The sequence below is a fragment of the Streptomyces sp. GC420 genome (genome assembly GCF_009916105.1).
GTDB lineage: Bacteria > Actinomycetota > Actinomycetes > Streptomycetales > Streptomycetaceae > Streptomyces.
In genome coordinates this window covers 1-17,836 of record NZ_JAAAXQ010000144.1, presented here as the reverse complement: position 1 = coordinate 17,836, position 17,836 = coordinate 1, and the positions used below count along the sequence as shown (strand labels likewise).

Annotated in this window: 14 protein-coding genes; 5 read left to right on the top strand and 9 right to left on the bottom strand. The window is 69.5% G+C overall.

Annotated elements, in window-relative coordinates; all coding sequences use genetic code 11:
* Positions 1–583: 583 nt before the first annotated feature.
* The gene (locus tag GUY61_RS19010; RefSeq protein ID WP_166631394.1) at positions 584–766 is read right to left on the bottom strand and encodes a hypothetical protein; all 183 of its coding nucleotides are present in this window, start codon (positions 764–766) and stop codon (positions 584–586) included.
* A gap of 507 nt (positions 767–1,273) precedes the next feature.
* On the opposite strand from GUY61_RS19010, the gene GUY61_RS19005 reads away from it, so the two are divergent.
* Complete coding sequence (locus GUY61_RS19005; protein ID WP_166631393.1) at positions 1,274–3,919, top strand: hypothetical protein; 2,646 nt, start codon at positions 1,274–1,276, stop codon at positions 3,917–3,919.
* A gap of 129 nt (positions 3,920–4,048) precedes the next feature.
* Here GUY61_RS19005 and GUY61_RS19000 read toward each other — a convergent pair whose 3' ends face one another.
* Positions 4,049–8,989 carry an ATP-binding protein gene (locus GUY61_RS19000; protein ID WP_166631392.1) on the bottom strand — a complete coding sequence of 1,647 codons (4,941 nt, stop codon included), beginning with the start codon at positions 8,987–8,989 and terminating at the stop codon, positions 4,049–4,051.
* 266 nt (positions 8,990–9,255) lie between these two features.
* Here GUY61_RS19000 and GUY61_RS18995 point away from each other — a divergent pair, with 266 nt between their 5' ends.
* Positions 9,256–9,480, top strand: a complete 225-nt coding sequence (locus tag GUY61_RS18995; protein ID WP_166631391.1) for a hypothetical protein — start codon at positions 9,256–9,258, stop codon at positions 9,478–9,480.
* A gap of 295 nt (positions 9,481–9,775) precedes the next feature.
* On the opposite strand, the gene GUY61_RS18990 is transcribed toward GUY61_RS18995, so the two are convergent.
* The 6 genes from GUY61_RS18990 to GUY61_RS18960 form a co-directional block, all read right to left on the bottom strand.
* Entirely contained in the window at positions 9,776–10,273 is a 498-nt protein-coding gene (locus GUY61_RS18990; protein WP_166631390.1) for a DUF6420 family protein, read from the bottom strand.
* 43 nt (positions 10,274–10,316) lie between these two features.
* Positions 10,317–11,141 (bottom strand): hypothetical protein, encoded by an 825-nt coding sequence (locus tag GUY61_RS18985; RefSeq protein WP_166631389.1) that lies wholly within the window; start codon positions 11,139–11,141, stop codon positions 10,317–10,319.
* 420 nt (positions 11,142–11,561) lie between these two features.
* Positions 11,562–12,104, bottom strand: a complete 543-nt coding sequence (locus tag GUY61_RS18980) for an NUDIX hydrolase (protein WP_166631388.1) — start codon at positions 12,102–12,104, stop codon at positions 11,562–11,564.
* A gap of 5 nt (positions 12,105–12,109) precedes the next feature.
* Positions 12,110–13,231 (bottom strand): adenosylhomocysteinase, encoded by a 1,122-nt coding sequence (locus GUY61_RS18975; RefSeq protein ID WP_166631387.1) that lies wholly within the window; start codon positions 13,229–13,231, stop codon positions 12,110–12,112.
* Positions 13,232–13,284: 53 nt separating this feature from the next.
* Positions 13,285–13,998: a hypothetical protein gene (locus tag GUY61_RS41585; protein ID WP_313896736.1), complete on the bottom strand. Its 714-nt coding sequence runs from the start codon at positions 13,996–13,998 to the stop codon at positions 13,285–13,287.
* Positions 13,999–14,150: 152 nt separating this feature from the next.
* Complete coding sequence (locus GUY61_RS18960; protein ID WP_166631385.1) at positions 14,151–14,579, bottom strand: hypothetical protein; 429 nt, start codon at positions 14,577–14,579, stop codon at positions 14,151–14,153.
* Between the two features lie 155 nt (positions 14,580–14,734).
* Here GUY61_RS18960 and GUY61_RS18955 point away from each other — a divergent pair, with 155 nt between their 5' ends.
* Genes GUY61_RS18955 through GUY61_RS18945 form a run of 3 tightly spaced genes read left to right on the top strand, consistent with a single transcriptional unit; the run spans position 14,735 to position 17,254 of the window.
* Positions 14,735–15,835, top strand: coding sequence for a DNA-binding transcriptional regulator (locus GUY61_RS18955; protein ID WP_166631384.1), 1,101 nt, complete (start codon positions 14,735–14,737; stop codon positions 15,833–15,835).
* A 17-nt stretch (positions 15,836–15,852) separates the two neighbouring features.
* Positions 15,853–16,518: a YdcF family protein gene (locus GUY61_RS18950; protein ID WP_166631383.1), complete on the top strand. Its 666-nt coding sequence runs from the start codon at positions 15,853–15,855 to the stop codon at positions 16,516–16,518.
* Positions 16,519–16,564: 46 nt separating this feature from the next.
* Positions 16,565–17,254 carry a WbqC family protein gene (locus GUY61_RS18945; RefSeq protein ID WP_166631395.1) on the top strand — a complete coding sequence of 230 codons (690 nt, stop codon included), beginning with the start codon at positions 16,565–16,567 and terminating at the stop codon, positions 17,252–17,254.
* Positions 17,255–17,443: 189 nt separating this feature from the next.
* Here the strand turns inward: GUY61_RS18945 and GUY61_RS18940 are convergent.
* A partial coding sequence (locus tag GUY61_RS18940; protein WP_166631382.1) for a DUF2220 domain-containing protein occupies positions 17,444–17,836 on the bottom strand: 393 nt, incomplete at its 5' end.

Genomic DNA, 17,836 nt, shown 5'->3' with positions numbered 1-17,836 from the left:
GCCTGTCGGCTCTTAAGTTGGCCTGGCGGCCAACTACGGGCCTGACGGCCCGTTAGGCCAATGTCGTCGTGCCTGGCGGCACGACTGTGTATCAGGTACCGGGTTGGCCCTGGCGGGCCAACTTGGTTGGTTTCTGTGGTAGTTGGCGGGCCTGACGGCCCGCTCAGCAAAAGGGATGCCGTCCTGCCTGACGGCAGGACGAAGGGAAATGCCAAGGCCCCTCCCCTGGCGGGGAGGGTGAGGTGTCGGCCACCGGCGCCTGGCGGCGCCGGGTGATGTCATAACGGGGTGGTTGCACAGATATTTGAGTTGTCTGCGCTCCCCTGCCGGGGAGCTTGAATGGGTGGTGTCCGGCTGTCGCCGGACTGGGTGGGTGTCAGTTTCATCGCTGGCTTTGGGTGTTGTCGTTTTTGAGTGTGGCTGTCTTTCGGGTGGAGGATGCGCCTGCCGGCGCGACAGCACTTGGGGTTGTGGGCTTGGGCCCCGCCTTGGCCGGCATGCGGGGACTTTGCTTTGGTGCCCGGGGACGTGTGGCTCATGGCCGTTGGCTGAGCCATGAGCCACATGCCGAGACGGGCCGTGCTCAGATCCGGGGACGTGGTGGACGACCAAGCAGCACGGCCAGTGCCTTGAGCGCCGCCTGCCGGCGGCGGGCCGTCGGAGCGCATACAGCGGTGAGGGCGAGTCCGGCGATGGTAAGGGAGTGCGTGGCCAACAACGTCGTGATGAAAGGGCTGTTGAGCAGGGCGATCAGGTGGTGGGACAAGGGTGGGGCCTCCTTGGGTGTGGGATCCGCTCCTGCGGCGGAGTCCTTGGTGGCCCTATTGGCGCTCGTCCGGGAGGTTTCCGGCGATGTTCTGGATGGCGGCGGTCCGGCGTCTACGCTGGCCAGGGCCCGTCTGACGGGTTTTCCGGTGCAGGGGTGAGCGGACGTGCAGGAGGGGGCGCGGTGGTACAGGGCACGGCTGTACGGGCTTTCGCGGCCATGCTGAAGGCTCTGTATGAGAGGGCAGGTTCGCCCACGCTCGCAGCGTTGGTGCGTCAGGGCGGGTTGCGGCAGCCGCCCATGGTGCTGAGTACGTCTTCGTTGAGTGACTGGCTGGCGGGCCGGTCTGTGCCGTCGCAGCAACCAGTGGTGCAATTCCTGATCGTCTGTCTCTCCCAGCAGGCCCGTCAGGTGGGTGGTGCGGGTGCTCCTGCAGGGTGGGTGAGGTTGTGGGAGGCGGCAGTTGAGGAACGGCGGCAGCGGCGCGGCGGACGTCCTGGCCGTTCTGTGGCGGACAGGCTCGAGAGCGAGGTGCCTGTCCGTGGCCGGTTCGTGGCCGAGTTGAGGGATGAGGAGGCGTTCGATGAGTGGGAGGTGCACCGGCCGGTCGAGGTGACGGCGGCGGTGCCGGGGGTGTTGCCGCTGTATGTGCGGCGTGCCCACGATGAGGTTCTGCGTTCGGTGGTGGACCAGGCCGCTGGTGGCGCGAACCGGATGGTGGTGCTGGTCGGTGAGTCGTCCTCGGGCAAGACGAGGGCGTGCTGGGAGGCGGTGGCAGAGCTGCCGGCCGGGTGGAGGCTGTGGCATCCGCTCGATCCGTCACCCGCCCAGGCGCTGGCGAACGCGTTGCAGGAGGGGATAGCTGCGCGCACCGCGATCTGGCTCAACGAATTGCAGCAGTATGTCGGCGATCAGGCTGGCGCATTGGCTGAGCAGGTGGCGGCTGGTCTGCGGGCGTTGCTGCAGGACAGCACGAGGGGGCCAGTGCTCATTCTGGGGACCGTCTGGCCGGAATTCTGGAGCAGGCTGACCGCGCCCGCGGTCCCAGGCCGCAGTTCTGGGCACGCGCAGACGCGGACGTTGCTCGAGGGCAAGGGCGTGTACGTACCGGCTGCGTTCGAGACGCAGGAGCTGGAGGATGCGCGGACGGTGAGCGGCCACGATGTGCGGTTGGCCGATGCTCTGGCCCATACCGTGGGCGGGCGGCTCGCCCAGTACATGGCAGGGGCTCCAGCTCTGCTCGAGCGTTACCGGACGGCGCCGCCCGCGGCCCGTGCGGTGATCGGCGCGGCCATGGACGCGAGCAGGCTGGGCGGGGCAGCGCTGGTGGGGCGGGATTTTCTGCAGACGGCCGCCGAGGGCTACCTCGGTGACGACGACTACGACGCGCTCGGCGAGGAGTGGCTTGAGGATGCTCTCGCCTACACGCAGCAGCCGAGCAAGGGAGTGCGTGGACTGCTGAGCCGCGTGCGGGGCCGCCCGGGAACGGGTGGCAGGGGCGGGTGGCGGCTGTCCGACTACATGGACTACATCGGCCGCATCGAACGGCGCTATGCCGCTCCCCCGGCCTCGTTCTGGGCTGCGGCGCGCGAGCATCTGCCCGAGTCGCACATCGTGCGGGCGGTAGGGCAGGCGGCAGAGGCACGCTGGCGTGATACCGAGGCCGCCAGCCTGTATCAGCGGGCGCTGGACCTGGGGGATGTGAAGGCGGGGCAGGAGCTGGCCTGGCTGTGGCAGGAGCGTCAGCGGGCTGAGGAAGCCCGTCGCGTGCAGGAGCAGACCGCACTCGCCGGGGACGGCGAGGTCCTGGAGGAACTGCTGGAACAGATGCTGGAGCAGGAGCAGTACGAGCAGGCCGAACAGCTGGTACGAGAGGCCGCCGGCCGCGGCAGTCCCACCGCCCAGCTCCACCTGGCCCGTGCGCTGATGCTGGACGGGGAGGCTGAGGAGGCCGCCCGCTGGTATGCCGAGGTCGCCCAGTGCAGTGATCCGGACATCCTGCGCGCCTACGCCGACGAGCTGCGTGAGCGCGGGGACCTGGACGGTGCGCGTGCGGCGTTGCGCTCAGCGGGCGACCGCCACGCGATGGGGGAACTGGCCGCTCTCGCGACAGGGATGGCCGAGGTGGAAGAGGCTGCCAGAGAGGCCTTCGCAGCGGGCGAGGCCACCCCGTTGAAGGACCTCGCCGAGCAAGCCGAAGCCGAGGAGCGGACGGCTGACGCGGAGCGGCTGTATGGAAACGCGATCAGCGTCTTCGAACGCCGGCGTCGGCAGCGGGAGGAGGGCGTGGATCTCATCGACTTCGAAGCGGGCCCTCGGTCCCTGCTCGATTACCTCAATCCTGCCGTGCTGCCCATGCCGCCCGGGGAGACCTGGGCACTGCGCCAGCTGGTGGCCCTGCTGGACGCCACGCAAGGCGCGGCGGCGGGCGACGACGCGCTCCGGCAGGTCGCCCGGGCCGGGAACTCCTGGGCGCTGGAGCAGCTGCTGCGGCGGCTGCACGAGCGCGGGCAGGACCACGAGGCACAAGCGCTGCTGGACAGTGAGGTGGAGCGGGGCACCCCGTGGGCGCTGTGGGTGCAGGCGCACCGTGCTGTGCACGACGAGAACGTCCCCGACGACGTCCGCCGCGCGCTGCTGGAGCGTGCGGCAGCTGCCCGTGTGGGGCAGGCCGTGAGGACGCTGATGGAACGGGCCGAGCAGGCCGAGCGGCGGGAGGAAGCCGACCAGTGGGCCCTGCATGCCGCTGCCCGCGGCTACACCACGCCGCTGTGGAAGCTGGTGAAAGGCCGCGAGAAGGCTGGCCTGCTGGAAGAGGCCGAGCAGCTTGCCTGGAAGGCACCGGCCGGCCAGCGGTCGTGGACCCTGCGCCGCCTGGCCCAGGACCGTGCCGGGGAGCAGGCCATGCCCTTGCTGCGGCGCGCCTACGACGAAGCTCTGGCGTGGGCGCCGGGCATGCTCGCCGAACGTCTGGAAAAGGCAGGTGAGTTCGTCGAGGCCGAGCGCTTCGCGCGGCAGGCTGCCGACGCGGGTGACCGGCAGGCACTGGAAGAGCTGGCCGCACGGCGCAAGGATGATGATCCCGACCGGCAGTGGCAGGCGCTGCTGGCGAACGGGCTGGCAGCCGAGGGGGCTGCTGCCGCCCCCTGGTGATCTTCCGGTGCGGTGCTGGGTTGCTCCGTCACGGCAGGTGCCTTGGCGGCTGGGGCGTCATGCGGGGTTCCTGGCGTGCCCGGCAGGCCGGGGCACAGCGTTGGGGCGGCCCAGGCAGCCTGGGTGGGGTTATTCGTCGATGCGTTGTAGATCGACAGCCTTTCGGTCGCCGGATGCGGCGAGGCCGTCGACGATCCGGCGCCATCGGCTCAGTGTGGCGGTGTCGGGAAGGGCGGTTTCGCGGAGTTCGGTCAGCCAGCGGGTGACGTACCAGCAGTGGTTGGCGAAAGCGTCGTAACGGCCGTCGATCATGTGCTCCAGCCACGCCAGGCCTGCGGCGCACTGCCAGGTGGAGGGGACGGTGCGGGCGAAGCGGGCCAGCGCGTCGGCGGCCATGGGTTCACCGCGGGCCAGGTCGAGCCATCGTTCGGCCGCCTCACCGAGGGCATCAGGCGCGAGCCAGTCGCTGTTCGCGCGGGTGAGGGTCTCGTCGAAACGAGGGTCAGCAGTGCGCGGTTGCGGAGTCGGCAGGAGGGCGGCGATGGCGTAGTCGGCCCATCGTTCGCTTCCTCGGCCCAGGTCGGCGCCCGCGTCGAGGGCGTCGAGCGTGGTGGTCATGATCAGCGGCCAGACGGCCGGGAGCAGGGCACGCAACTCAGGATCGTAGGTGCTCAGGGTGGCGGCGTCGTTCAGCAGTTGCTGCAGGGCGTTGGCGTTGGCGGCGAACGATCGCAGATGCGCGGTAAGGGGTCCTTCGGTGCCGTCGGCGGCGAGGGTGATGAGGGCGCGGACGACGAGTTCGCGTTCGGGGCTGTTGTATCCGGCGTAGCCCTCGGTCATCCAGTGGTCGGTGCCGTCGCGGTGCGCGTCCATCAGCGCCGGGAACAGGGCGGTGGCGTGCTCGGTCAGGCAGGCGGTGTGGCAGGCGGCGGCGGTGCAGGCGATCGGCATGGCGAGCCGGTTCACGAGCAGGTCGGTGGGCGGGACGGTGGGCAGGGTGTCGGTGTAGGGGGGTGGCAGGAACTGCGGCAGGCGGTTTCCGTATTGCCAGGGGCCGAGGCGGCAGTGGCCGAGAGCTGCTTGGACGGCGGCCCACAGAGGCTTGTGGCGTCGGCAGGGGGTGGTCTCGTCCGCTTCCGCGCAGGGAGCTTCCCACACGGGGGTGCAGCCGGCGGCGAAGAGAGTGCGGATGCCGTCCGGCCACGCGGCCAGGGCGGTGGCGGTCCGCTCGATGCGGTCCTGGGCGATGCCGAGGTGGTCGAACGGGGCGAGGAGGAGGAAAGGGAGGGCGCGGGCGGCCGAGGCGGAGGCGGCCATCGGATATACCACCCAGGTTTCGTCGTCCCCGCTGTCGACGGGCGCGGTGGTAGGGGTGTCGAGGAGGATGTCGGCGGCCCAGCGCAGGTCGTCGTCGGGGACGACGGTCAGCCCGCGTGCGTGGCTGATGACTGCGGCGGCCGCGACGGCGGCCGGGGCGTCCTGCGGGTGCAGGGTGCCGAAGGAGGGCGGATCGGCGGTGATCTGTCGTGCGAGCTCGAGATCGGCGAGAAGCGAGTCGGTGGGCCAGTGTTCGGGCTGAATCTCCGCGTCGCCGTAGGTGTGCTGGAGGCGCAGGGCTTCGCTGCCGGCGGCCACCTGGGCCGCGAGCGAGGTGAAGCCCTCGGCGACTTCGGCGGGAGGCGTGTACTGCAGGACGATCTTGTTGTCGGCGGTTCGGTAGGCGGGGTGGTTCTCAGGCCGCAGCAGCGACGCCCGCCCCTGGACCCTGGTGAGTTGCCCGTCGGGGTCCTCGCCGAGTTCGGCGCGCGCATTGGCGACCAACCGGTCGGCGATCCCAGTGAGGGCGTCCAGCCGTTGTTGGTCGCCTGTGATCATGGCCTGCTGGGTCAGTTCTGCGGCGGCTTCGCGCGGGGTCGTCGTGCGCCGGTGGGCACCGACCACGTCGTCCGGCTCGGCTCCCCGCACGTGGAAACGGCCTTCGGCGCTGGTCCTTGAGGTCTCCAGGCTCCACACGGCCGGCGAGGTGAGCCAGACGTCCAGCAGGTTCCCGGCGTCGTGGAGACGGCGGACGAGTAGGCCGACGACCAGGCCGGCCATGGCGAGATTGTTGCAGCCGCGCAGCAGCAGGTGCACGACCTTCTCGTAGGGGATCCCGGCTGCGATGAGGCTGTCGGCGCACCGTTCGACCGCCATCAGGGCGCTCATGCACGGGTGGGGTCCGACGGTCGAGCCGCGGTACCAGCCCCATACATGCCGGTCCCCGACGAAATAGCGGGGTCCGATGCCGGGGATGTCGAGGCTGATTCCCTGCGGCGGGGCAGCCGGTTCGTCCTGCGGGGCACGGACGCGGAACGTCGCTGCGTGGTCCAGCATCCGGTTGATCATGTCGAGGGTGTCGGCGGTCAGGCTGTGCAGAAGCCAGTAGAACGGTCCGAAGTGCCAGGCGGCGAACGGCGGGCCGAAGCCGGTCTGGCGGCTGTGGCGGCGGATCCCGTCGTCGTGCAGGCCCCCACCACCCCAGCGGCTTCGCCTGGGCTGGTGGATGTAGTAGGCCTCGGTGAGGTCCAGGAGCAGCCGCGGATGGGTCCGGGCCATGGGAATGGCGCCGAATGACTCCACGGCGGCCGCCAGCTGTCCTGGGGCTTGGGCTGCAGTTTCCCGCAGCCACTGTTCGCTGGCTTCGTCGGTGTCAGGCCCCAGGGTGGCCAGGGCCTCGACGGCGAAGTCGTCGTAGTGTTCCGGGTGCATGGCGAGGACGTAGTCGCGTACCTGCTGGCGCAGTGTGTCGGGGTGCTGGGTGTCGCGGGCCATGCCGCGCAGCCACGCCAGCACGAGATGGCGGATGGTCTTGCCCATCCCTTGTGAATAGCGGTTGTTCTGTCCCAGGTCACGGTCGGTGCAGTAGGTCAGGGCTACTACTGGTGCGAGGGTGAAGGGATCCGCGATGGTGCTGGTGACGTAGCGCAGGTCGGCGAGGCGCAGGAGGGTCTTGAGTCCGCGGTGGTCATCGGCGGTCAGGTCGTCCCAGACGCTTTCGATCGCACTCTGGGCGTCGCCGAGGGTGAGGAGTGCTTCCATCGGGACTTCCTTCCACCGCTGCCCCTCTTGCCCACCGAACTGCTGGAATTCGTGGCACAGTTCGCGCCAGGCGGCCGCCGGGTCCCCCGCCAGCAGCTTCACCTGGCAGGCAAGCCGCACCGCGCGGATGGTCCAGCGGGGTGCTTTGGCTTTCCTCAAGGGTTCCCAGCCGGCGGTGAGGAACAGGCGGCACAGGGCGAAGTCGCGCATCAGGTCGGTAGCGAACTCGTCGCCTGCGGCGAACGCAGGATTGGCCGGCGCGCGCAGCACCGCATCGGATCGCAGTCGCGGCAGGGCCCCTGCGCTGGTGGGTGCGCTGTCCGGCAGCTTGAGCGCGCGGCACGCGACGGCGAGTACGGCATGCTCCCTGTCGTCCGGTGACACACCCCCGGGAAGGTACTCCTCGTCGTTTCGGACGAGACCGTTCCACACGGCACCGAACACATCGGCTTCAGACAGCAGTGTGCTGGTCTCGGTGACCGTGCCGGCCCGCAGCAGGACATCGACCAGGCCCGGCCGGCCGACCAGCCACTCGGCTTGTGTGTCGGCGCTGAAGCGGATCAAGGTCTGGAAGGTCTCGACGAGGCGGCGGCGCTCGGCGAGGGTGAGCCGGGGTACGTGGTGCTGGGCCACCGTTTCAGGGCGGTCTGCTTGTGACGCACCGGCTTGCATCACCTCGCACACCCGTGCAGACCCGTCGTTGCGGGTGACGGCGACCACCCCGAGCCCGGCCCTGAAAGCAGCGGTGGCGACTTCCCGAAACAACTCGCGGCGGCCTTCCAGAACGGCTTCTGCACCGTCGATCACGAGCAGGCGGACCTCCCTGGTCTCTCCCGCCGCGAACACGTCCGCCAACGGGCGCCCGCCCAGCAGGTGTTCGACCTGGGCCACCGACTCGGGAAGGTCCCGCAGGCTCAGGCAGGTCACCGCCGCGCCGTGCTCGGTGAGCTGTTTCGCGGTTCGGATCGTCAGAGCGGACTTCCCGACGTCGGGCTCCCCCGTCACCACCAGTCCCGAGCCTGCCCGGCCAGTCCGGTTCATCGTGTCGGCGAGCCGCGCCCGCTCCTCGCTCCGGTCCAGTTCCAGCCGCACATCGCCGGCCTGCAAGTCCGGTGGGGTCCCTTCCCGCAGGCGACGCGCCATGCCGTCCAACACCGACCAGGCCGGGCGGTAGGAAGGGGGCCGGCCGAGCGGGAAGCCGCTGAGCTCGCGGCGCACCAGCGCCTGGTCCAGGGCCGCGGCAGACGAGGCCCAGGCACCGGAGCGCTCAGCCAGGCGAGCGAAGACGTCATCGGCTGTCGTCGTCGCTTCATCGGCCACGATGCGCCGCAACGCGGAGACGGCCGTGGTCCGGTCGGACTCGTCCACGCCCTCCAAGCGCAAATGCCGTACCCGCAACGCCATCAGCCACCGCCAGGTCAACTCACCGGCGTCGACGTGCGAGAGAGCCGCATCGTCCTTGGAGGCCGCAACAACCAGGGCATCCAGATGCTTCAGACGAGCCAGCACCGCAGTCTTGGCCACCCCGGGACGCTCGACAGCGGTCCGGAATCCGTCCGCAGAGGACACGGACCGCGCGATCCGGGCCAGCGCGTCGGTCTGCTGCACAGCCGTGCTCGACACACCGACCGCGAGCACCACCCGCCAACGCCCCGCCCCCACCTCGTCCCAGTGCTCGGTCACCACCCGCAAGAAGGACCGCACCAACGGAACCGACTTCTCATCGCTCGTGGTCAGGTCCGGGTTCCTGCGCACCCCGATCGACACCCGCCGCACCTGGCCGTCGCGGGTACGGCCCTCCACCACAACGTCGTCGATCGGACTGATGTAGCTGGCCTGCAGGCGCACCGAGTGCGGGACGACATCGTCACCGAGCTCGCTGATCGGATCCTCGGTCAGCAGGGCGGCAACCAGCGTCGCCGCATAACGGTGTTCGAGCCAGACACCGCCCCCACCCGTCGCGTACGGAGAGGAGGCGTCGGTCGTCGGCACACCCATAAGCTTACGAGCCGTCACCGACATCCCATTGCCGATCCTCGGTACGGGCCGTCGCAAACGGCCCTCCCCCCGCCCACGATCCCTGGAGCCCTACCCTGCACCAGAAGTAGGACCGACGATCTTCCGCCTGGATCATTCACGCTGGCCAGCGCGGCATTTCTGACAGATCATCCACATTGCGATCTTCGACCTGCATTCCCTGCCGGGGACTTGGCCCGGGCGCACTGGAGCGTTCCGTCTTGCGAGCCGCGCTGCGCGATATGCCGCCTTCCGTCCGCGCCGGCCGCCAGTGGCGAGGGCACCTCGTCCACGACGGAGGCTTTGAACCGCTCCTGCCCCTGGTCGCGGAAGCGGACCTGCTCATCCGCCCAGACCTGTTCACCCGCCTGCACGCCACTATCGGCCCCTCCCGCTGCCAGGCAGGTATCAACGTCTGCCACATGACAGCAGCCCAGGACGACGACATCCCCGACGACGAGGGCTGAGAACACCCCCGCGACGCTCACGTCCCCCGCTCTACGGCTCCCCTCCAAAGGGTCCGCCCCGGGCTCATCCCAGAACCTCGACGACGCCTGCGAAACGCCGGAGTGAGTGGAGGAGGCGCATGCCGTGCTTAAGAGGTGAGCCAAGAGTGCAGGACTACCGTCCGGTCGCCCATGCGGGCCCGGGGAGATGGGGTGGATCGCTACGCTGGTCGCAGGTGCGGCGCTCCCCCCGTGGCGCCGCACCGACCCTCCTTAAGGCTCGCCCGTATCGCTGGGGCAGGCGGACATGGGGCGTCTAGCCGCCGCTGGCCTGGTCCTCCTCGCCTTCCCGGCGGACAGGCCCGGCCAGTGCTTCGGCCTCCTGCACGAGCCGGTCCGCTGGAGCGAAGTCCCCCAGCTCGATCGCGAGCGCGGCGCGCACGAACGCGGCGAGCGCGATGCTTCCGTTGCGTACCTCGAAGATGCGGTACGCCCCGTCCGCGTACGCGGCGCGGTGTCGGCACCCGGACTGCACGCAGTAGCCCTCGGCGGCCAGGGCGAGCCGTTTGAAGGCGGCGTTCTTCTCGTCGGTGAGCTGGGCGGGACAGCCCAGGTGGTCCAGCGTGATCCGGATGTGGGCGCGCATCTCGGCCGGGCGGATGGTGAGCCGGCCGCCGCCGGGCGTGACGTAGCGGCCCGGTGTCACCGGGGCGTACGGATGGATCAGCGGCAGATCCTTGTCCACCGCGTGCAGGACGGGCAGTCCGTCGTACTCGAAGTAGGGGCCTGCAATGCCGTTGTGCTCGATTGCCATGCGGTCCTCGTTTCGGTCGCGGGGCGGGTGCCGGGCCGCCCCGTCACGCGCTGGTTCCGGGCACGTTCCGCAGCAGTGCGGAGGTCATCGCCAGGAGCGTCTCCGCCTCGGCCCGGTCGTACTTGAAGGTCTTGGTGACCGCGTCGTTGTGCAGGGCGCCGCAGGTCTGGCTGTACAGGGCGTCCTGGATCCGCCACCACCGCTCAGTCTGGTTGCACTGGCTGGCCTGCTTCCTCGATCCGGGGTTGTCCCAGTCGACGTTCTCCCGGACCCACTCCAGCGCCCGCCTGACCTCCAGGATCGACGCCCGCACCTCGTTCGCGATCAGCAGCCGCTGCGCCTCCCGCAGCGTCCGGCCGACCTCGTCCCGCTCCGGATCACCGAGCGGGTACGGCACGGCCATCTCGAACGCCGCAGACGGCCCCAGCTGCGCGAGCTGCTGCTCCCACCGGCTCTTGGCGATGGTGATGTGCGCCGTCTCCTGGGCGCTCCCCGGGTAGCCGGGCGCCTGCGGCAGCGTCGCGTTGAGGTCGATCTCAAACCGTACGTCGCCAGTACGGCCCGCCTCGATCGCGTGGACCTGCAACGACGTCAGCGGGAACGACAGGTTCACGCGGTGGACGGTCACCTTCGGGGTGTACGCCAGGTTCACCGTGGTCCGGGCGAGCCGCGAGCGCTGCCCCGTCGCCTCGAAGCCGAACAGGTCCGCCTCCAGGGCGAGGATCTTCCCGGCCTCGGTGAAGGGCGACACCCCGACGGCGAGCTGCATGCTCAGCTCGTGGGCTCCCAGCGCGCGGCGCAGCCACGTCTGGTCGCTGCTGACTTCCACGGTGAACCGGATGTCGTCGTCGAAGCGGAGTTCCTGCATAGCTCCCCCAAGGGCGTGTAGATCACCCGATTCTGCCGGGCGGGCCGCCGCATCACCCCCGATTTCCCCGGCCACGGGCTCCAGCCCCGCAGGCCCAACGAACCCAGCGACCGTCGACCCGGGCTCGACGCAATCAACTACCCAAACGAGGAGGAACCCGGCGCCTCCCGCCCAGAGACCAGCCGGATATGATCACAGCACACCCGCGATCCACTCCCCTACCTCTAGCCCTCTCAATGAGGTTGCAGGCCAGTCTCAATCCTTGCAGCTTTGACAGGTCAGGCACCTTTTGATCGGTCAGGGCTCGTCTGGATCCAGCGTCTGAGGCAGCAAGCCCGTGACCAGGTGGTTTCCGGTCCGGGCTTGCAGCGGCAGTGCGGTGTTCAGGGGCGGCCGCAGCGGCCTGTCGGCCGTGATGGTTCAGTGCAGGGCTGCGGCGATGCGGGATCGGAGTTGAGGGTCGGTGATCTGGTCGAGGTTGCGCCAGGCGGCGTCGGAGACCTCTTCGGTCTGGAGTTGGCCGATGTCAGCGGTGGTACGGAAGAGGAACCGGAAGTCGAAGTGCTGGTGGGCGGGTTCGTCCTTGGCGGGGTTGGCGTCGATGGGATGGATGTCGATGTGGAGTGGGGTCTCGCCGTGCGGAGTAACCACGTGGGGCGGGATGCCGGTCTCCTCGGCGAGTTCGCGGCCAGCGGCCTGCAGGAGCGTCTGGTCGGAGGGCTCCAGATGGCCACCAGGCAAGAGCCATTTCTGGGTCGCGTTGTGGAGAATGTGCAGGATGCGGCCGTCGGGGTCGACGAGGATCGCGCCGACGGTGACGTGGCCGGGTAGCGTCTTGCGGCTGGTGAGGTCGTCGCCGTCGTCGATCAGGCCAAGGACGACGCCGAGCTCGCGCTTGTCCTCGGGGTACTGATCCAGGTAGGCGGCGATGGTGGTGCGGATGTGGTCTGCCGTGATGGGCATGGTGATCACCTGTTGAAGTAGGAGAGCCACGTCGCCGCGATGGCTTCGCGGTCGGGTGCGGGGACCTCATGGATGCCGGGGGCGAGGTCTTCGCGGGTGAGCATCCTGATCGCGGCGAGGATCTCGGCTTGGACCAGGAAGATGAACGGCCCAACGCTGGCGCCGTGGATGAAGTTGACGGCATTGCCGCCGTTCGCCAGATAGAAGTAGTGGCCGGTGGTCCGGTAGCGGGTGACGTGGTCGCCGACAATCGTGCGGGTGTAGACGTCCGGGAGCCCTGCGAGGTCGAGTTCGTCCTCGCTGGAAGTAACGGTGGCGACGTAGGCGCCGTTGCGCAGGTGGGAGAAGTCCTCGCCGCGCAGGGATATCGCGCCGGTCGCGCAGAGCACGAGGCCAGCGCCGGTGAGGGCGGTCTCGCGGTCGCGGGCGACGGTGAAGCCCTGGGACAGGGCCTGGGTGCGGCGGACGGGGTCGATGTCGAAGACGGTGACCTGCACGCCCTTAGCCTGCAGAAGCCGGGCGATCGAGGAGCCGAGCTTCCCAAAGCCGATCACAAGGGCCGGGCGGCCGTGGAGAATGTCGCCGCGACCGCGCATGACGGCCTCGGTGGAAAAGACCACGGACTGGCCGACGAGGAAGTCCTCGGGGTCCTTCAGCGGGGACCGGGCGACGGAGATGACGGGGCAGGGCAGTTTGTCGAGGTCCGCGTAGCGGCGGTGCCCGTTCTCGGTGTCCTCGATCACCCCGGCGATCCGGCCGGAGAACCGGCTGTGGACCTCGGCGAGGGTGGGGGTGAAGTAGCCGCCGACGTCCAGCAGGCAGACCGTCTCGCCCGCGGCCCTCGACTCGAGGTAGTCCAGGGCGTCATCGGGCTCGGTGAACATCTCGCGGGTGAGGGTGTCGACGGGGACGGTCGGCTCAACCTCGCGCTTCGCGGCCGGGTGGATGGACTTCGGCTTGGGCAGCACCGCGGTGAGCCGGGTCATCGCGGCGACGGCCTGGACGAACGCGGGCCGCTCCGGCAGCAGGTGCGTGACCAGGAACGAGGCGGTCTGCTCATCTGGGGCGAACTGGGTGGCGATCCGGGCGAAGTAGGCGTCCAGCCGGGCGCGTTCGAAGGTTTCCATGGCAGTTCCCTCTCATCCGTTCCGTCCGGGGGCCGTGCGGGAAGATCCAGGGTTCAGCGGGTGCGGGCGCGTCCGAACAGCAGCCGGTCGGCCGTAAGAGCGGCATCCAGGTAGCTGTCGAGCCGGGCGGCGTCGGCGCGCTGCGGCAGCGGGTCCAGTCCGAGCAGGAGGACGGCCTCGCCGTTGCGGGCGACCAGCTCGGTCCAGGACCTGCGGGTGGGCAGCCGCAGCCTGCGGGAGGCGCCGGGGAGGTGCATCAGCACCTGGTCGCCGACGATCTGCAGACACCGGTCGAGCTCCGGGACGACCTCCCGAGGGCCGGTCAGGGAGCCGAGGCTGTCCGACAGCCGCCGCATCCGGGCCTCGACGGTGTCGCCGGTCAGGGCCGGGGTGTGGGTGATCAGGATGTTCGCGACCTCGCGGCCGTCCGGGCCGGTGCCCGACCAGGTCCAGGACGCGAGCGAGACCAGCAGCCGCAGTTCCGGCCCCTGTGGGGTGAGGGTGACGGGCATGACGTCGTCCCTCCCGTGGCCTTGAAGCAAAACCAGACGATCTTCCTGAACGGGGTGCGGTCCTGAAACGCCCCAGCCGTCGGCGAGCACGCTGACCAACGTCAGGCCGCGTCCGGACAGGTCCGTGTCGGCAGCCTGGCGAGCCGCGGGGTGCTGGCGGCGGCTGTCGTGCACTTCCAGGCGTACTTCGTCCTCGTCGACATCCAGCTTGACCAGGAAACCCGTGGCCGGCGACGGTCCCGTGGACCAGGGCATTGGTGGCGAGCTCGGAGACGCAGACCCGGATGTCCTCAGCGCGGTCTTGAAAGCCCCAGTCGACCAACGCGTCCGTGGTGAACTTTCGTGCCTGGCCAATGGATTCGGGCCGGGCGTCGAAGAACCGCTGGATCGTCTCGGTCATCGTGCCCTCATGACTCGGAGTCCAGGACGCGGGTGGTTCCCGGACTGCGGCGGCGGACGGGGCCGCCGCGGGAGATGGGCGGATGTGCGGTGCGGGGGCGGCGGACCAGCAGCAGCCGGGAGCCGGCCGCCTCGATCCGGCGCTCACGCTCAGCAGCTATGGTCTTCGGCCCCAGGTGCGATATGGCCGGGGCGATCACGCCATAGATGTCCGGCAGGGCCAGCACGTCCAACAGCCCGGTGAACGCCGCGGAGTCGGGCCCGGGACTCACGTCGCGGTCAGTGAAGACGCCGGACAGCTGCAGTTCGTGGATGCGGCAGTACTCGGCGAGCGAGGCGGTCAGCGCCGCCTGCCGGGCCGCAGGCACCTTCACCAGCCGCAGGAAGCCGTAAACAACCGGGCCGCTGACCAGGCGATGCTCCGTGAGGGGTTCCATGCTGAAGACCGTCCAAAAGGCTCGACAAGTGATGACCCCTTGAGCGTGGTCGATGCCTAACTCCCGGCCAATCACCGCCTGTTCTACTTCCGTTCCACTTCCGTCCCGCCGACTGCACGGACCGTGCTTCGATGACCGGTGGAAGGGAGCGACGCGTGGCGACCGTGCACCATTGGACCGGCCTGGAGGCCAAGGCCCTGCGGCTCGCCCTGCGACTGAGCGTGCGGGCCTTCGCCCAGCAACTCGGCCTGGCCGTCGCGACCGTCTCCAAGTGGGAGTCCAAACTCGCGGCCACCGAGCCCAGACCCGACACCCAGGCCATCCTCGACACCGCGCTCGGCCGCGCGGACGCCGCCGTCCACCTTCGCTTCGAAACGCTCCTGTCCGAGATGACCAGCGCCGCGACCACCGCCCGGCGTCGCGTCACCACCTCCGGGCCCCGGGCCTGGGAATACGAGTCCTGGGCCGACGACTTGGACCGCGTCGTCGTCGCCCTGTCCCGGCAGAACTTCCCCTTCGCCGACAGCCTCCTGACCCGGTGGCTCGGCCGGTTCAAGGCACCCGAGCTGGATGAGAAGGGCCTGTATCTCTTCGCCCGTTCGACCGCCTTGCTCGGCGACCTCAAGCGCGACCAGGGCGTCGTCCTCGGCCCGCTCTCCGCCCAGCACTCCTATGCCGGCGCCCGCTCCGTCTTCACCCAGCTCGACATCCCCCGCCGCGTCGCCCAGCTCGACCTGTCCCTGGCCGTGGTCACCGAGATGTCCGGGAAACTGGAGATCGCGGCCCGCAATTACGAGACCCTCGCCGTCGATGACCGGCTTTCGAGCCGTGACCGCGCAAGGGCACGGCTGTGGGTGGGGACCGCGCTGAGCAAGGACGGCAACCACGACTATGCGACCCGCGTCATGCAGGCCGCGACCCGCGACTTCGGAGACCTCCAGGAACCCGACGACTGGTCGGTGGCCCATCAGAAACTCGCCCTCGCCCGACGCGGCGCCGGCGATCTCACCCAGGCCCTGCACTTCATCGACATCGCCCGCAACAGCGGGACCACCGAATCACCGATGCAACGCGTGCGACTGGACACCGCTCATGGCCACATCCTGCTCTCCGACGCAGCAACCCGGGATGATGGGCTCCTCGTCCTCGACCAGGCCGCCAGGACAGCCGCGCAGTACGGACTCGTGCACCAACTGCGCAGTATCGAGGGCATCAAGGCCATGAGCGAGGGGCCGACCGGCCCCCGGCAACGGTGACCAGGGAGAACACAGACGTGGGCGACAACCAGCAGACCATCACCGAGGACCAGTGGCGCCAAGCCAAGCTGATCTGGGACTACCACCAGATGAGCCACGAGTTGCGGCCCGTCGACGTGGCGATCGGGCTGGGCAGTCACGACCTCGGCGTGGCCGCCCATGCCGCCGAGCTGTATCGCTCCGGGCTCTTCCCGACCCTCGTCTTCACCGGCGGCAACAGTCCCACCACCGCCAAGGTCTTCCCGCGCGGGGAGGCCGTGCACTTCCGCGAGCACGCCATCGACCTCGGCGTCCCCGCCAAGGCGATTCTGCTGGAGCCGAACGCGTCCAACACCGGGCAGAACATCACGCTCTCGCGTGAGGTCCTCGCCGCCGCCGGGATCCGGCCGAAGACCGTGCTGCTGGTCTCCAAGCCCTATATGGAAAGGCGCTCGTTCGCGACCGCCCGCAAGCTGTGGCCCGACGTCGAGATCCTGTGCGCATCGGAGCCGCTGGAGTTCGACGACTACTTGAAGTCCATCGGCGACGAGAGGCTCGTCCTGGACATGCTCGTCGGCGACCTCCAGCGGGTCATCGAGTATCCGAAGCTCGGATTCGCCATCGAGCAGGAGGTCCCGGAGGACGTGCATGCCGCGTACGAATCCCTCATCCGCGACGGCTTCACCAGCCGACTCATCTCGTGACCTGCCCCAGCCGGGCGGACTGTGCGCGATCCACCAGCCGAACTTCCTGCCCCGGCTGACCATGCTGGCCAAGCTGTTCGCGGCGGACTACTGGATCGTCCTGGACGACGTGCAGTTCACCCGCCGCGACTACCAGCACCGAGCCCGCCTCGCGGACCTCGACGACCCCACCGATCAGCAATGGCTCACCATCCCCACCCGCCTGCCGAACGGTCGGCCCACCCTCATCCGCGACGCCGTGCTCGACGACCCCGGCCTGGCCCGCCGCAGGACCGCGGGGATGCTGCAGCAGCACTATGGGGTCAGCACTCACTGGCCCGCCCTCGCCGAGACCCTGGCCCCGGTGCTGGACTCCTTCACCACCGGACGGACCGCAACGGTCGCCGAGACCTCCACCCGCGTCCTGCTGGACCTGCTCGGCTGGCGGGGCCAGGTCCTCACCAGCAGCCGCCTGCCCTCCCGGCAGGGCCGATCGGTCCGGCTCGCCGACCTGGCCGCCGCGACCGGCGCCCGCACCTATCTGTGCGGGACCGGCGGCATGACCTATCTCAACCCCGCCCCGTTCACCGCCCAGAACATCGCCGTGGCTCCGTTCCGGCCGCCGACCGCTGGCATCTGGTCCTTCGGCCGCCGCCTCAGTGCCCTGTGGGCTCTCGCGGAACTCGGCCCGGACACCGTGGCCGACCGACTCCGGACCCTCGCCGCCGACCACACGGTCCTGCAGCCCGCCGTCTGACCGCGGCTGCCCCCCTCCGCGAGGAGGAGGGGACGTACCGCTGAACGTCCCCAGTCACGTACGACTCGCCGTGCACCATCGCGTACGGGACGTACCTCTGGCACATGCCCTCTTGGCTCCGGGCCGGGAGCCAAGGCAGGCCCGTACGCGGGTGCGGCGTCCCGGACAACAGGCAGCCAGAGATTCCGCTTAGGTCCGTCCGCGGAGTCGCAGAGCCATTTCGGCCTCCCGCGCGGTGGCCGCCAGGGCGTGCGCTACTGAGCTGATGGGGATGCGTTCTTGCTCCAGGCGCAGATGCGGCTGGTAGGTGCCCAGGCGCAGATCTTGTTCCAATTGGGCTTCTGCCGGGGTGAGATGTGCCGGTGGTTCGCTGGTCTGGTGTTTCTCTTCGCCCCAGTGTGCTCGGTGGGCGAGGAGTGTGTGGCGGTCCATGAGGAGGGATCGGGTGTGCGGGAAATGGCCGCGTACCCGGCTCAGGATGGCGAATCCGTGGGTGTCGATGTCGCCCCAGTACCAAAGATCGATGTCGGCGAGCCAGGGCAGGTGGCGTAGGAGCGAGGCGGCGTAGCCGGAGCCCAGGAG